Raw genomic sequence first — 14,141 nt, 5'->3', positions numbered from 1 at the left:
CTTGAGCTTATGAAAACGATTGATGTTGTCGCCGCCATTATCGAAAAGCAGGGCAAGATCCTGCTGGCGCAGCGGCCAGCCAGCGGCGACCAGCCGGGACGCTGGGAGTTTCCCGGCGGCAAAGTGGAAGCGGGAGAAAGCCAGCCGCAGGCGCTGGCGCGCGAGCTGGCGGAGGAATTAGGCATTCAGGCGCACGTTGGCCACTATGTCGCGAGCCACGAGCAGGAAGTCAGCGGCAGACGCATCCGTCTGCACGCCTGGCATGTGGCCGATTTCGCAGGCACGCTGACTGCTCACTGCCACAGCGCGCTGGTGTGGTGCTACCCCGCCGACGCGTCGCGTTATGATCTCGCTCCGGCGGATATCCCCCTGCTCGCCGCGTTTATGGCTGCACGCGACGCCAGACCAGAGGGTTCGTGCTAACCGTTTTTTCATCGCGCTGGCATTGCAGCATGACGCCCTGGGCATTGACGACCGCCCCTTCCGAATAGTTTTGATCCTGATAAATACAGCACTGGTTACAGGGCGGCGGGCGATGACCGCCGCTGCTGAACACTTCCGGCGGTACGGCAACGCCAATATCCGAGGAGTAGCGCTCTTCGGGATACCCGTCGGAACCCGAATGATAACGCTCTCCCGCTGCGCAAAAGCCCGACAGCAGCAGTAATCCTCCCGCCAGCACTACGTTTATCCTGAGCATGCATTTTCTCCTGATGGTTACGGTTACGCCGCGCCGTTAACCGCTACTGCGCCATATCTCACAAGCTTCGTCAATATATCGCTTTTTGTCATAAGTTTTCATGATGATAACGAAAAAAAGCCACCGGGCAGCTGACAAAATTTGCTTGCTTTATCGCCTTAACTGAATGGTATAGTCGCCGGGTTGGCGCATTTTTATTCATAAATTTCACAAATAAAATCATTTATCTATAAAAGGAGCTTATACCTTATGGGACAACATCTTACTCTGGAGCAGTTTCTTTCCTCTGCGCAGCAGCGCGACCCGCACCAGCCGGAATTCGCCCAGGCGGTGCGCGAAGTAATGACCACCCTGTGGCCCTTTCTGGATAACCACCCTCACTACCGCGACCACGCTTTACTGGCGCGCCTTGTCGAGCCGGAGCGGGTTATCCAGTTTCGCGTCGTATGGGTAAACGATCGTAATGAAGTGCAGGTCAACCGCGCCTGGCGCGTGCAGTTCAACTCCGCCATCGGCCCCTACAAAGGCGGCATGCGCTTTCATCCGTCCGTGAACTTATCGATTCTGAAATTTCTCGGCTTTGAACAAACGTTTAAAAATGCACTGACGACGCTGCCCATGGGCGGCGGCAAAGGCGGCAGCGATTTCGACCCCAAAGGCAAGAGCGAAGGCGAAATTATGCGTTTTTGCCAGGCGCTAATGACTGAACTGTGGCGCCACCTCGGCCCGGATACCGACGTTCCGGCGGGCGACATCGGCGTGGGCGGACGCGAGGTCGGCTATATGGCGGGCATGATGAAAAAGCTCGGCAACCATAACGCCTGCGTCTTTACCGGCAAAGGGCTCTCTTTCGGCGGCAGCCTGATTCGCCCGGAAGCGACCGGCTATGGACTGATTTACTTCACCGACGCCATGCTCAAGCAGCACGGCATGGCGCTTGAAGGGATGCGCGTGGCGGTCTCCGGCTCCGGCAACGTCGCGCAATACGCTATTGAAAAAGCGATGCTTTACGGCGCGCGCGTCATCACCGCCTCCGATTCCAACGGCACGGTGGTGGATGAAAGCGGCTTCACGACGGAAAAGCTGGCGCGACTGGCGCAGATTAAGGCAAGCCGCGACGGCCGCGTAGCCGATTACGCGCGCGAGTTTAAGCTGACGTATCTGGAAGGCAAACAGCCCTGGAGCGTGCCGGTGGATATCGCCCTGCCCTGCGCTACGCAAAATGAACTGGATCTCAAGGTGGCGTTAACGCTCATCGCCAATGGCGTAAAAGCCGTGGCGGAAGGCGCGAATATGCCCACCACGATTGAAGCTACCGACGCGTTTCTGGCAGCGGGCGTGCTCTTTGCCCCAGGAAAAGCGGCCAATGCGGGCGGCGTCGCCACTTCCGGGCTTGAGATGGCGCAAAACGCCGCGCGTATGGGGTGGAAAGCGGAGAAAGTGGACGCCCGCCTGCACCACATCATGCACGACATCCACCACGCCTGCGTGACCTATGGCGAAGGCGAGCGTCAGGTAAACTATGTGCGCGGCGCCAATATCGCGGGCTTTGTGAAAGTGGCGGACGCGATGCTGGCGCAGGGCGTTATCTGAACGGCGGAGAATAAAAAAGCCTGCGTCGGCGCGACGCAGGCTTATCAAGGTCAGTTAAGCGGGCTGCCATTTACAGCGAACCGGGGAGACAATGCGCCCCTGCGCTTTCAGGTTATTAAACGCCTTATCAATGGCTTTGCGATCGAGTTCGCAAACCTTTTCAATTTCACCCGCCGAAACCGGCTTGCCGGCCTCTTTCATCAGTTGCAGTACTTTCGTTTCATTGTCCATTGAAAACACCTGTCGCGTTATCCGTTACGCCGCACCTGCGGCGCCGACATGATAAAGCAAAACCACACCTAAACAAGGGGCTTACTCCATTGCGCCGCCCGACGCGGGCGCGCCGGTTTTTTTACTGCGTCCGCCGCCTTTTTTGCCGCCTTTGAATTTCCGCGGCCCTTTGGCCTGCGGCGCCGCGAGGCCGCGGAACTGGCGAACCGGCGCGCTGCGCGCCTGGTCTATCAGCGCGTAGAGGGTTTGCACCAGCGGCGCCATAAAGTCCTGATAACGGCACTGCTTCTCGCTGATTTGCGTCAGCGTCGATTCCCATTGCGCCGTCATATCCGGACGCGCCGCCAGCTCCGGCAGCGCATGGATAAGCGCCCGGCCCGGCTCGGTCGAGCGAATATAACGCCCCTGCTTCTCCAGAAAGCCGCGCTTAAACAACAGCTCGATAATCCCCGCGCGGGTGGCCTCTGTTCCCAGCCCGTCGGTGGCGCGCAGGATTTTTTTGAGATCTTTATCCTGCACAAAGCGGGCGATGCCGGTCATTGCGGAAAGCAAGGTGGCGTCGGTGAAATGGCGCGGCGGCTGCGTCTGCCGCTCCACCACTTCGCCATGCTCGCACAGCAGTTCATCGTCTTTGGCGACCACCGGCAAAGGCGAGCCATCGTTTTCTTCATCCCGTTCTTTCGCCCCAAGCAGCGTGCGCCAGCCCGCTTCCGCCAGAAAGCGGGCTTTGGCGATAAACTTGCCGCCTGCGATATCAAGGTCGATAACGCATTTGCGAAATACCGCGTCAGCGCAGAATTGCATCAGGTACTGGCGGGCGATAAGCCCGTACACTTTCGCCTCGCCGTCGTTAAGCGAAACGGAAGCGCTGCGGGCTGTCGGAATGATGGCGTGGTGCGCATCGACCTTTTTATCATCCCAGCAGCGGTTACGGCGCTCCGGGTCCACCGCCGGTTGCGGCAGCAGATCGCTTGCGTGAACGCCAATCGCCTTTATTACCGCGTGCCGTCCGGCAAAATGCTCTTCCGGCAGATAGCGGCAGTCGGAACGCGGGTAGGTAATCAGCTTGTGGGTTTCATAGAGCTTCTGGCAGATATCCAGCACGTTCTGCGCCGAAAAACCAAAGCGCTTCGCCGCTTCAATCTGTAATGCCGAAAGCGAAAACGGCAGCGGTGCGGCTTCCGATTCGCGTTTATCGCTGTAGGCCGTGACCCGCGCGGGCTGCCCGGCGATACGCTTGACGACATGCTCAGCAAGCGCCCGGTTAAGCAGCCTGCCCTCATCATCCTGGTGCGGCTCGCACGCCTCGCTGGGCTGCCAGGTGGCGACAAAGCGCTCATCCTTCGGCGTGACGATATGCGCTTTCACTTCGAAATAATCTTTGGGTATGAAGTTTTCTATCTCTTCATCGCGCCTGACCACCAGCCCCAGCACCGGCGTTTGCACGCGCCCGACCGACAATACCCCCTGATAGCCGGCATTTTGCCCAAGGAGGGTATACGCGCGGGTCATGTTGATGCCATACAGCCAGTCAGCGCGGGCGCGGGCCAGCGCAGAAGTGCTGAGCGGCACAAACTCCCGGTTTTCACGCAGGCGGGAGATGGCGCGCTCCACTGCCTGCGGGTTAAGGTCGTTTATCAGGCAACGTTGTACCTGCCTGCGTTTTTCCGCAGGGAGCTGCAGGTAGTCCAGCACTTCGTCTACCAGCAACTGTCCTTCGCGGTCCGGGTCGCCCGCATGCACCACTTCGCTCGCTTCGCGCAGCAGCTTTTTAATTACGTTGAGCTGTTTGGTCACTGAGGCGCGCGGCTGCAACTGCCATTTTTCCGGCACGATAGGCAGGTCCGCCAGGTTCCAGCGCCCATAGCGACTGTCATACGCATCGGGTTGCGCCTGCTCAAGCAGGTGGCCCACGCACCAGGTTACCACCTGACCGTTGCCACATTCGATGAAACCATCGCCTTTGCGGTGCGGCTTAGGCAGCACGTCGGCGATGGCGCGCCCGAGGCTGGGCTTTTCGGCGATGAACAACCGCATGGCGTTAGCGGATCTCAATCATCGGACGGCCTGCGCGGGCGTCTCTCAGTTCGCCGATGGCGCTCAGCGTAATGCCGTGCTCCGCCGCGATGGCAGCGACCTCCGCTTCGGCTTGCGGCGTGACGGCCAGCAGCAGGCCGCCGGAGGTTTGCGGGTCGCACAGCAGGTTGCGCCAGGCTTCCGGCATCTCGCCCATCAGGTGGCCGTAGCTGGCGAAGTTGCGCGCCGAGCCGCCCGGCACCGCGCCCTGGGCAATATAGTCTTCCACACCCGGCAGCTTCGGCACCTCCTGATACCAGATTTCCGCCTGTACGCCCGCCCCCTGGCATACTTCGCTCAGGTGGCCGAGCAGGCCGAAGCCAGTCACGTCGGTCATTGCCTTCACGCCTTCAACCCTGGCGAAATCCGCCCCCGCTTTGTTCATACGGCACATCACTTCAGCGGCCAGGCCTTTATGCTCATCGCGCAGCAGCGACTTTTTCTCGGCGGTGGTCAGCACGCCGATGCCGAGCGGCTTGGTGAGGAAGAGTTTGCAGCCCGCTTCAGCGGTGCTGTTTTTCTTCACCCGCTCGGTTGGCACGACGCCGGTCACCGCGAGGCCGAAAATAGGTTCAGGCGCGTCAATGGAGTGGCCGCCTGCGAGGCTGATGCCCGCCTGCTGGCAGGCGGCGCGGCCCCCTTCAATCACGTCGCGGGCAATTTCCGGCGCCAGCGTGTTCACGGGCCAGCCGAGAATGGCTATCGCCATGATCGGTTTGCCGCCCATGGCGTAGATATCGCTGATGGCATTGGTGGCGGCGATGCGGCCGAAGTCAAACGGATCGTCAACGATAGGCATGAAGAAATCGGTGGTGCTGATGATGCAGGTGCCGTTGCCCAGATCGTAGACCGCGGCGTCGTCGCGGGTTTCGTTGCCCACAAGCAGGTTCGGGTCGACAAACTTCGCCTGCTCGCTGTGCAGGATGGTCTCCAGCACTTTCGGGGAAATTTTGCAACCGCAACCGGCTCCGTGGCTGTATTGCGTCAAACGAATAGCTTGCTCACTCATGGACCTCTCCTGTTGATGAACGGTGTCGCACCCTGCGGGCGGGACGACGCGCGCCTATGGTAGCGCCAGAAAGAGAGGGTGATAAGTACGGCTGTCTGAATTGCGCCGCTTTTGCTCACAATCCAGACAGCCAGAGGCGTTTTTATTAAAAATGGCGAACAAAAGGCGCGGTATCGGGCACGCTGATGGTCGTGGAGGCTTTTAACTGCGGGGTGCCGAGATAGAGAAAACCGACAATCCGATCCTGCTCGCGGCATTCGAACGCTTCGCGAACCTGCGGGCTTTCCGTTAGCGCGCCGCTGCGCCAGATGCCGTTGAAGCCCTGGGCCAGCGCCGCCATCTGCATCGCCATGACCGCGCAACTCGCAGAAGCCACCTGCTCCCACTGCGGCACTTTCGGGTGCGCTTCGCAGTGCGCGACCACGGTGATAATCATCGGCGCGCGAAACGGCGCGTTGCGCGCTTTCTCGATAGCCTTTTCATCCTGCCCGGTTTCCCGTGCGGCTTTTTCCAGCAGTTGACTAAAGCGCTCACGCCCTTCGCCTTCGATAATAAAGAATCGCCAGGGTTGCAGGGTGCCGTGATCGGGGGCGCGCATCGCGGCGCGCAGGATATTTTCCAGCGCTTCGCCCGCTGGCGCAGGTTCGGCCAGCCGGGAGGCGCTACGGCGGTTAACGAGCAGTTCAAGTGCGTCCATCAGGTCTCTCCTGTCATGCATTTTGTTTACAAAATTAACACAGCGCCCTCTTTTGTTACAGCATCGCCCCTCTTTCCTGCTGACAAGCCGCCTGCCTCTATTTACACTTTGAGCGCCCCCGCGTTTGAGGCGGGCGGCTTACGGGATACCCCCGTTCACACGATTAGGGAGAGGACATGCGAACCCTGTGGCGAATTATTGCCGGCTTTTTTAAGTGGACATGGCGTCTGCTCAATTTTATCCGCGAACTGGTGATGAACCTGTTCTTTATTTTGCTCATCCTGGCAGGCGTCGGCATCTGGATGCAGCTTGGCGGCGGCGAGTCATCGCAGCCGGGTCGCGGCGCGCTGCTGCTGGATATTACCGGCGTGGTGGTGGACAAACCATCCGTCAACAACAAGCTTGGCGCGCTGGGCCGCCAGCTGTTCGGCGCCAACTCCGACAGGCTTCAGGAAAACTCGCTGTTTGATATCGTGGCCGCGATTCGCCAGGCGAAAAACGACCGCAATATCACCGGCATCGTGCTGGATCTGAAAGATTTCGCCGGGGCCGACCAACCCTCTATGCAGTATATCGGCAAGGCGCTGCGCGAGTTTCGAGACAGCGGCAAACCGGTGCTGGCGGTAGGCGACAGCTACACCCAAGGCCAGTATTACCTGGCGAGCTTCGCCAATAAGATCTGGCTGTCACCGCAGGGTGAAGTGGATCTGCACGGCTTCGCCACTAACGGGCTTTACTATAAGTCGTTGCTCGATAAGCTGAAGGTGAGCACCCACGTTTTCCGCGTCGGTACCTATAAATCCGCCGTGGAGCCGTTTATTCGTGACGATATGTCGCCGCAGGCGCGGGAAGCGGATAGCCGCTGGATTGGCGAACTCTGGCAAAATTATCTCAATACGCTGGCGGCCAACCGGCAAATTCCTGCCTCGCAAGTCTTCCCGGGCGCGCAGGGGCTGCTGGCCGGGCTGCAAAAAGCAGGCGGCGACACGGCGAAATATGCGCTCGACAATAAGCTTGTGGATGCGCTTGCCTCCAGCGCCGAGGTGGAAAAAGCGCTGGTTAAGCAATTTGGCTGGAGCAAAAAGGATAAAGACTTCAGCGCGGTAAGCCTTTACGACTACCCGGTGAATAAGCCGACGCAGCAGGGCGCGTCCGTCGCCGTGATTTTTGCTAACGGCGCGATTATGGACGGCGAAGAGACGCAAGGTAATGTCGGCGGCGATACCACCGCCTCGCAGATCCGCGACGCGCGCCTCGACCCGCAGGTAAAAGCGATTGTGCTACGCGTAAACAGCCCTGGCGGCAGCGTGACCGCGTCGGAAGTCATCCGCGCTGAACTGGCGGCCGCCAAAGCGGCGGGCAAACCGGTGGTGGTTTCAATGGGCGGCATGGCGGCTTCCGGCGGCTACTGGATTTCGACCCCTGCGAATTACATTGTGGCGAACCCCAGCACGCTGACGGGCTCTATCGGCATCTTCGGCGTGATCAACACCATGGAAAACAGCCTTGATGCTATTGGCGTACACACTGATGGCGTGGCGACGTCCCCGCTGGCGGACGTGTCCGTCACTAAGGCGCTGCCGCCAGAAGTGCAGCAAATGATGCAGCTCACCATCGAAAACGGCTATCAGCGCTTTATCAACCTGGTGGCGCAGTCACGCAGCAAAACGCCGCAGCAGATTGATGAAATTGCCCAGGGCCACGTCTGGACCGGTCAGGATGCGAAAAACAACGGTCTGGTGGACAGCCTTGGCGACTTCGATGACGCGGTGGCGAAGGCGGCGGAGCTTGCGAAACTGAAAAGCTGGCACGTCGACTATTACCAGGACGAGCCCACCTTTATGGATATGGTGCTCAGCGGCGTAAGCGGCTCGGTACAGGCGATGCTGCCGCAAGCGTTGCAGGCTTATCTGCCGGCGCCGCTCAGCGAGGCGGCCAAAACCGCGAAGGCGGAAAGCGATAAACTCGCCGCCTTTAACGACCCGCAAAACCGTTACGCCTTCTGCCTGACCTGCGGCAACGTGCGTTAACGCTATCCCGGCCCGGCTTTTGCCGGGCTGTTTTTTTCTCCCCGCGCCACTATACTGCGCCTGTTTATGCACAACCTAAGCGATACCATGCAAAAGAAATCGATTTACGTTGCCTACACCGGTGGCACCATCGGTATGCAACGCTCTGAACAGGGTTATATTCCGGTCTCCGGCCATCTGCAGCGCCAGCTCTCCCTGATGCCGGAGTTTCACCGCCCCGAAATGCCGGATTTCACCATTCATGAATACGCCCCGCTGATGGATTCCTCGGATATGACGCCGCAGGACTGGCAGCATATCGCCGATGACATTAAAGCCCACTACGATGATTACGACGGCTTTGTTATCCTTCACGGCACCGACACCATGGCCTTCACCGCCTCGGCCCTCTCCTTCATGCTGGAGAACCTCAGCAAACCGGTTATTGTCACCGGCTCGCAGATCCCCCTTGCGGAACTGCGCTCGGATGGGCAAATCAATCTGCTGAACTCGCTTTACGTCGCGGCGAACTATCCCATTAACGAAGTCACGCTCTTTTTCAACAATCGTCTCTATCGCGGCAACCGCACCACCAAGGCGCACGCGGATGGCTTTGACGCCTTCGCCTCCCCTAACCTGCCGCCGCTGTTAGAAGCAGGCATTCATATACGTCGCCTGAATACGCCGCCTGCGCCTCACGGACACGGTGAATTGCAGGTGCACCCGATTACGCCGCAGCCTATCGGCGTCGTCACCATCTATCCGGGCATTTCCGCGGATGTGGTGCGAAACTTCCTGCGTCAGCCGGTGCGCGCGCTTATCCTGCGATCGTATGGCGTGGGCAACGCGCCGCAGAACGGCGAATTCCTCAAAGAGCTGGGTGAAGCGTGCGCGCGCGGTATTGTGGTGGTCAACCTGACCCAATGCATGTCCGGTAAAGTCAACATGGGCGGTTACGCCACCGGCAACGCGCTGGCGCATGCGGGCGTTATCAGCGGCTTCGATATGACAGTGGAAGCGACGCTGACTAAACTCCATTACTTACTGAGCCAGGGGCTGGACGCTGGCGAAATTCGCGACGCGATGATGCGCAACCTGCGCGGTGAGCTGACCCCGGACGAATAAGGAGGCTTTCATGACTGCACGCGCCCTGCTGCTGGTGGACTTGCAAAATGACTTCTGCGCTGGCGGCGCGCTCTCCGTCCCGGAAGGCGACAGCACGGTGGACGTGGCGAACGCGCTGATTGAGTGGTGTCAGGCCCGTGACATCCGGATTGTGGCAAGCCAGGACTGGCATCCGGCGAACCATGGTAGCTTCGCCTCGGTGCAGGGAACCGAGCCCTTTACCCAGGGTACGCTTGACGGTCTGCCGCAAACCTGGTGGCCAGACCATTGCGTGCAACATACCGAAGGGGCGGAACTGCACCCGCTGTTAAATAAAAAAGCCATTGAAGCGGTGTTCTACAAAGGCGAGAACCCCACTATTGACAGCTACAGCGCTTTTTTCGATAACGGCCACCGCCAGAAAACGGCGCTGGACAGCTGGCTTCGCGAACGCGGCGTCAGCGAGCTGATAGTGATGGGGCTTGCAACGGACTATTGCGTGAAATTCACCACCCTGGATGCGCTGAAGCTTGGCTATGACGTAAACGTTATCACCGACGGTTGTCGCGGCGTTAACTTACAGCCGCAGGATAGCGCCCGCGCGTTTATGGAGATGGCGACGGAAGGCGCAACGCTCTACACGCTTGATGACTGGCGGGAAACGCAGGGTTAACGCCCCCCGCCGTCGCGCTTACTTTCAGGCCAGTAAAAAAGCCCTCCGTACGGAGGGCTTTTTCGTTCAGCAACGCGTTCAGCTTACTCGGGCTTCATCCTGGCAATAGCAGGCGGCACAATGCCGAACTCTTCTTTAAGCTGCTGTTTGCTCTTCATGACGATAGCGCCGTCCGTGCCGATGGTCATATGCTGCGGCGCCGTGTTATTGCGCATTTGCCACATCATCACCAGCTGCAAACTGTTCTCTTTTTGCTCCGGCGTCAGCGCCACGCCGTCAGGCCATTTTCCCAATTCCACCGCCGTGGCGAGGCGCTGATAAACTTCCGGCGTCATGCTGCTGATGAGGTCATCCAGGTTCATAAAAGCAAGTCTCCAGGAATAATTTGCTGAATCGATTCTTCAGCCTTTAATTTGCTCGCCGCCGTCGTCATCAGAGAAGCTCAGTGAGGCGGAGTTGACGCAATAACGTTCGCCTGTCGGCTGTGGGCCATCCGGGAAAACGTGACCTAAATGCGCGTCGCAGGTGCCGCAACGGATCTCAATACGCTGCATGCCGTGCGAGTAATCATTGAGATAGCGGATAGCATTTTCGCTTACCGGCTCATAAAAACTCGGCCAGCCGCAGCCAGAGTCATATTTGGATTGCGAGTTAAACAAAGGCGCATCGCACACCAGGCAGTGGTAGACGCCTTCCCGCTTGTTATGCAGCAGACGACCGGTGAACGGCGGCTCGGTGCCGTGGTTCTGGGTGACATAAAACTGCATTTCCGTCAGGGTTTTCTTCAGTTCATCCTGGGAGTTTTGATTGGCCATAATTCACATCTCGGGGCAGGGTTAAGCAGTCACATTATCTGGCAGATTCTAACAAAACATTAACAGTGAGGTGTCATCTTTTAGACTAAACTTAGCGCTGAAAGAAAGCCCAGGGGCTAAATGTGATGGCGTTCACGTTTTTGGCTTAATGGGCCTTTAAAATTCACCGCAACGTCCCAATGTGGTGCTGTAGCTCAAAAGGAAGAGTGAGCGAGTCAGTCGAGCAAAGGTTGTGCACAGGATTGATTTGTCGCAATGATTGACACGATTCCGCTTGACGCTGCGTAAGGTTTTTGTAATTTTACAGCCAACCTTTTATTCACTAACAAATAGCTGGTGGAATATATGACTATCAAAGTAGGTATCAACGGTTTTGGCCGTATCGGTCGCATTGTTTTCCGTGCTGCTCAGAAACGTTCTGACGTGGAAATCGTTGCAATCAACGATCTGTTAGACGCTGACTACATGGCTTACATGCTGAAGTATGACTCCACTCACGGCCGTTTCGACGGTACCGTTGAAGTGCAGGACGGCCACCTGATCGTTAACGGTAAAAAAATCCGCGTTACCGCTGAAAAAGACCCGGCTAACCTGAAATGGGATGAAGTGGGTGTTGACGTAGTCGCTGAAGCAACCGGTATCTTCCTGACCGACGAAACCGCTCGTAAGCATATCACCGCTGGCGCGAAAAAAGTGGTAATGACTGGCCCGTCCAAAGACAACACCCCGATGTTCGTACGTGGTGCTAACTTTGATAAATACGCAGGCCAGGACATCGTTTCCAACGCATCCTGCACCACCAACTGCCTGGCGCCGCTGGCTAAAGTTATCAACGACAACTTCGGCATCATCGAAGGTCTGATGACTACCGTTCACGCTACCACTGCTACGCAGAAAACCGTTGACGGCCCGTCTCACAAAGACTGGCGCGGCGGCCGTGGCGCGGCTCAGAACATCATCCCGTCCTCTACCGGCGCAGCTAAAGCGGTAGGTAAAGTGCTGCCGGAACTGAACGGCAAACTGACTGGTATGGCGTTCCGCGTTCCGACCCCGAACGTATCCGTTGTAGACCTGACCGTTCGTCTGGAAAAAGCAGCAACTTACGAGCAGATCAAAGACGCGATTAAGAAAGCGGCTGAAGGCGAAATGAAAGGCGTGCTGGGCTACACCGAAGATGACGTGGTTTCCACCGACTTCAACGGCGAAATCTGCACTTCTGTATTCGATGCCAAAGCAGGTATCGCGCTGAACGACAACTTCGTGAAACTGGTTTCCTGGTACGACAACGAAACCGGCTACTCCAACAAAGTTCTGGACCTGATCGCTCACATCTCCAAATAAGACGAGATGAGAATCTGATCCTAAGGGCGACTTCGGTCGCCCTTTTTTATGGCTTCGAGACAGAGGATTGCCCGAAATGATGAATAAGATTTTTGCGCTGCCGGTAGTTGAACAGATTACGCCTGTCCTTTCCCGCCGCCAGCATGATGAGCTGGAACTGATAGTGGTGGACCACCCTCAGGTTCGCGCCTCATTTGCGCTGCAGGGCGCGCATTTGCTCTCCTGGAAACCGGCCGGAGAAGAAGAAGTGCTGTGGCTGAGCAACATTACGCCATTCAAAACTGGCGTAGCGCTGCGCGGCGGCGTGCCCGTCTGCTGGCCGTGGTTTGGCCCGGCGGCGCAGAAAGAACTGCCTTCTCACGGCTTCGCCCGCAACCTGCCCTGGTCCTTAAGCGCTCATAATGAAGACGAAAACGGCGTCGTGCTGACGTTTGAACTGCACAGCAGCGACGCCAGCCGTCAGTACTGGCCGCACGATTTCACGCTCTACGCCCGTTTCAAAGTAGGAAAAACGTGTGAAATGGAACTGGAAGCGCACGGCGATTTTGAAACTACCTCTGCGCTGCACACCTACTTCAACGTAGGCGACATCAGCGCGGTTAAGGTCAGCGGCCTTGGCGACACCTATATTGATAAAGTGAACGGCGGGGAACAGGGCAAACTTAGCGATGGCGTCCAGACCTTCCCGGACCGCACCGACCGCGTTTATCTGAACGCCGAAGCGTGCAGCCTGATTCACGACGCTGCGCTCAAGCGCTGTATTGAAGTGGTGCATCACCACCACAGCAATGTGGTGGGCTGGAACCCGGGCCCGGCGCTCTCTGTCAGCATGGCGGACGTAGCGGATGAGGGCTATAAGAGCTTCGTTTGCGTGGAGACCGCCTGCGTGACGACGCCGCAGAAAACACGCGTTGAGAAACCTTCCCGCCTGGCGCAGACGCTGCGCGTAGTGAAAAAAGGGTAAGCCTCGCTCCCCTCGCCTCCCGGCGAGGGGAAAACGCGCTTACACCACATCCAGCCGCGTTTTTCCTTTTGGCGCCGGAAATGCGTTATCCAGCCGGGCCAGTTCGTCGCCGCTTAAGCTTATCTCCAGCGCGGCCGCGTTTTCTTTCACATGCGTTACGCTGCCCGCTTTGGGAATAGCCATTACCCCCTGATGGCTGATAACCCACGCCAGCAGCAGTTGCGCTACCGAAATGCCGCGCTCGCGGGCAATATCATTTACCACCGGGTCATGCATCAACCCTTCGCGCAGCCTGCCCGCCTGCGCCAGCGGACAGTAAGCCATGACCGGCACCTGATGCTGCTGGCACCAGGGCAGCAGGTCATGTTCTATACCGCGCGAGGCGAGATGGTACAGCACCTGATCGGTAACGCACTCGCTGCCACCGCCGATGCGCCAGAGCGCCTGCATATCGTCGTAATCCAGATTAGAGACGCCCCAGCGGCGGATTTTCCCCTGCTGCATCAGCGTCTGCATGACGTCGACCGTCTCTTCCAGCGGGATATCGCCACGCCAGTGCAGCAGGTAGAGATCGAGATAATCGGTGCCGAGTCGCTTCAGGCTCGCTTCGCAGGCGGCAATGGCTTTCGCTCCGCCCGCATTCCACGGATAGACTTTGGAAACCAGAAACACGTTGTCACGCAGTCCGCGTATCGCCTCGCCCACCACTTTTTCAGCGCCGCCTTCGGCATACATCTCAGCGGTATCGATAAGCGTTAAACCGAGGTCGACGCCCGCGCGCAGTGCATCCGCCTCGCTCTTGCGCTGGCTCGCCTTTTCCCCCATGTACCAGGTTCCCTGGCCAATAGCGGGCAGCGCCAGCGCTTCAGGAAAGATAACCTCTTTTTTCGCCATCACATCCTCCGTAACCGTTGCCTGTAAACATTGCA

General features: G+C 58.2%; 15 protein-coding genes. 7 read left to right on the top strand and 8 right to left on the bottom strand.

Annotated elements, in window-relative coordinates; all coding sequences use genetic code 11:
* Window positions 1-9: 9 nt before the first annotated feature.
* Window positions 10-423, top strand: a complete 414-nt coding sequence (locus tag MT962_RS04785; protein WP_247364787.1) for a pyrimidine (deoxy)nucleoside triphosphate diphosphatase — start codon at window positions 10-12, stop codon at window positions 421-423.
* Here the strand turns inward: MT962_RS04785 and MT962_RS04780 are convergent.
* Window positions 383-691: a DUF1496 domain-containing protein gene (locus MT962_RS04780; protein WP_247365115.1), complete on the bottom strand. Its 309-nt coding sequence runs from the start codon at window positions 689-691 to the stop codon at window positions 383-385. The genes MT962_RS04785 and MT962_RS04780 overlap by 41 nt on opposite strands.
* 258 nt (window positions 692-949) lie before the next feature.
* Here MT962_RS04780 and gdhA point away from each other — a divergent pair, with 258 nt between their 5' ends.
* Window positions 950-2,293: an NADP-specific glutamate dehydrogenase gene (gene gdhA / locus MT962_RS04775; RefSeq protein ID WP_247364780.1), complete on the top strand. Its 1,344-nt coding sequence runs from the start codon at window positions 950-952 to the stop codon at window positions 2,291-2,293.
* A gap of 54 nt (window positions 2,294-2,347) precedes the next feature.
* Here gdhA and MT962_RS04770 read toward each other — a convergent pair whose 3' ends face one another.
* From MT962_RS04770 to MT962_RS04755, 4 genes are all read right to left on the bottom strand, one after another.
* Entirely contained in the window at window positions 2,348-2,524 is a 177-nt protein-coding gene (locus MT962_RS04770; RefSeq protein WP_247364779.1) for a transcriptional regulator, read from the bottom strand.
* 81 nt (window positions 2,525-2,605) lie between these two features.
* Window positions 2,606-4,561 carry a DNA topoisomerase III gene (locus MT962_RS04765; RefSeq protein ID WP_247364778.1) on the bottom strand — a complete coding sequence of 652 codons (1,956 nt, stop codon included), beginning with the start codon at window positions 4,559-4,561 and terminating at the stop codon, window positions 2,606-2,608.
* A gap of 4 nt (window positions 4,562-4,565) precedes the next feature.
* Window positions 4,566-5,609, bottom strand: a complete 1,044-nt coding sequence (gene selD, locus MT962_RS04760) for a selenide, water dikinase SelD (RefSeq protein ID WP_024558045.1) — start codon at window positions 5,607-5,609, stop codon at window positions 4,566-4,568.
* Window positions 5,610-5,754: 145 nt separating this feature from the next.
* The gene (locus tag MT962_RS04755) at window positions 5,755-6,306 is read right to left on the bottom strand and encodes an NAD(P)H nitroreductase (protein WP_024559603.1); all 552 of its coding nucleotides are present in this window, start codon (window positions 6,304-6,306) and stop codon (window positions 5,755-5,757) included.
* A gap of 176 nt (window positions 6,307-6,482) precedes the next feature.
* Here MT962_RS04755 and sppA point away from each other — a divergent pair, with 176 nt between their 5' ends.
* From sppA to pncA, 3 genes are all read left to right on the top strand, one after another.
* The gene (sppA, locus tag MT962_RS04750; RefSeq protein WP_024558043.1) at window positions 6,483-8,336 is read left to right on the top strand and encodes a signal peptide peptidase SppA; all 1,854 of its coding nucleotides are present in this window, start codon (window positions 6,483-6,485) and stop codon (window positions 8,334-8,336) included.
* Between the two features lie 87 nt (window positions 8,337-8,423).
* Window positions 8,424-9,440 carry an asparaginase gene (gene ansA, locus MT962_RS04745; RefSeq protein ID WP_024558042.1) on the top strand — a complete coding sequence of 339 codons (1,017 nt, stop codon included), beginning with the start codon at window positions 8,424-8,426 and terminating at the stop codon, window positions 9,438-9,440.
* A 10-nt stretch (window positions 9,441-9,450) separates the two neighbouring features.
* Window positions 9,451-10,092 carry a bifunctional nicotinamidase/pyrazinamidase gene (gene pncA / locus MT962_RS04740; protein WP_024559601.1) on the top strand — a complete coding sequence of 214 codons (642 nt, stop codon included), beginning with the start codon at window positions 9,451-9,453 and terminating at the stop codon, window positions 10,090-10,092.
* A gap of 83 nt (window positions 10,093-10,175) precedes the next feature.
* Here the strand turns inward: pncA and MT962_RS04735 are convergent, their stop codons facing one another.
* Window positions 10,176-10,454, bottom strand: a complete 279-nt coding sequence (locus MT962_RS04735; protein ID WP_024558040.1) for a YeaC family protein — start codon at window positions 10,452-10,454, stop codon at window positions 10,176-10,178.
* A gap of 39 nt (window positions 10,455-10,493) precedes the next feature.
* On the bottom strand, window positions 10,494-10,907 hold the full coding sequence (msrB, locus tag MT962_RS04730) for a peptide-methionine (R)-S-oxide reductase MsrB (protein ID WP_024558039.1): 414 nt from the start codon (window positions 10,905-10,907) through the stop codon (window positions 10,494-10,496).
* Between the two features lie 345 nt (window positions 10,908-11,252).
* Between msrB and gapA the strand changes: the two genes are divergently transcribed.
* Together gapA and MT962_RS04720 are read left to right on the top strand one after the other, a co-directional pair.
* Window positions 11,253-12,248, top strand: a complete 996-nt coding sequence (gapA, locus tag MT962_RS04725) for a glyceraldehyde-3-phosphate dehydrogenase (RefSeq protein ID WP_024558038.1) — start codon at window positions 11,253-11,255, stop codon at window positions 12,246-12,248.
* A 76-nt stretch (window positions 12,249-12,324) separates the two neighbouring features.
* Window positions 12,325-13,212, top strand: coding sequence for a D-hexose-6-phosphate mutarotase (locus MT962_RS04720; protein WP_247364769.1), 888 nt, complete (start codon window positions 12,325-12,327; stop codon window positions 13,210-13,212).
* Between the two features lie 39 nt (window positions 13,213-13,251).
* Here MT962_RS04720 and MT962_RS04715 read toward each other — a convergent pair whose 3' ends face one another.
* Entirely contained in the window at window positions 13,252-14,106 is an 855-nt protein-coding gene (locus MT962_RS04715; protein WP_024558036.1) for an aldo/keto reductase, read from the bottom strand.
* Window positions 14,107-14,141 lie beyond the last annotated feature (35 nt).

Source organism: Franconibacter sp. IITDAS19, assembly GCF_023079515.1.
Taxonomy (GTDB): Bacteria; Pseudomonadota; Gammaproteobacteria; order Enterobacterales; family Enterobacteriaceae; genus Franconibacter; species Franconibacter pulveris.
This window is presented reverse-complemented; position numbering and strand designations above follow the sequence as displayed.

Excerpts from the sequence above, each read along its gene's own strand:
- MT962_RS04785 (WP_247364787.1), top strand. The coding sequence starts at position 10 with ATGAAAACGATTGATGTTGTCGCCGCCATTATCGAAAAGCAGGGCAAG.
- sppA (WP_024558043.1), top strand. The coding sequence starts at position 6,483 with ATGCGAACCCTGTGGCGAATTATTGCCGGCTTTTTTAAGTGGACATGG.
- selD (WP_024558045.1), bottom strand. The coding sequence starts at position 5,609 with ATGAGTGAGCAAGCTATTCGTTTGACGCAATACAGCCACGGAGCCGGT.
- pncA (WP_024559601.1), top strand. The coding sequence starts at position 9,451 with ATGACTGCACGCGCCCTGCTGCTGGTGGACTTGCAAAATGACTTCTGC.
- MT962_RS04765 (WP_247364778.1), bottom strand. The coding sequence starts at position 4,561 with ATGCGGTTGTTCATCGCCGAAAAGCCCAGCCTCGGGCGCGCCATCGCC.
- MT962_RS04720 (WP_247364769.1), top strand. The coding sequence starts at position 12,325 with ATGATGAATAAGATTTTTGCGCTGCCGGTAGTTGAACAGATTACGCCT.
- MT962_RS04735 (WP_024558040.1), bottom strand. The coding sequence starts at position 10,454 with ATGAACCTGGATGACCTCATCAGCAGCATGACGCCGGAAGTTTATCAG.
- MT962_RS04715 (WP_024558036.1), bottom strand. The coding sequence starts at position 14,106 with ATGGCGAAAAAAGAGGTTATCTTTCCTGAAGCGCTGGCGCTGCCCGCT.
- gapA (WP_024558038.1), top strand. The coding sequence starts at position 11,253 with ATGACTATCAAAGTAGGTATCAACGGTTTTGGCCGTATCGGTCGCATT.
- MT962_RS04770 (WP_247364779.1), bottom strand. The coding sequence starts at position 2,524 with ATGGACAATGAAACGAAAGTACTGCAACTGATGAAAGAGGCCGGCAAG.
- ansA (WP_024558042.1), top strand. The coding sequence starts at position 8,424 with ATGCAAAAGAAATCGATTTACGTTGCCTACACCGGTGGCACCATCGGT.
- msrB (WP_024558039.1), bottom strand. The coding sequence starts at position 10,907 with ATGGCCAATCAAAACTCCCAGGATGAACTGAAGAAAACCCTGACGGAA.
- gdhA (WP_247364780.1), top strand. The coding sequence starts at position 950 with ATGGGACAACATCTTACTCTGGAGCAGTTTCTTTCCTCTGCGCAGCAG.
- MT962_RS04755 (WP_024559603.1), bottom strand. The coding sequence starts at position 6,306 with ATGGACGCACTTGAACTGCTCGTTAACCGCCGTAGCGCCTCCCGGCTG.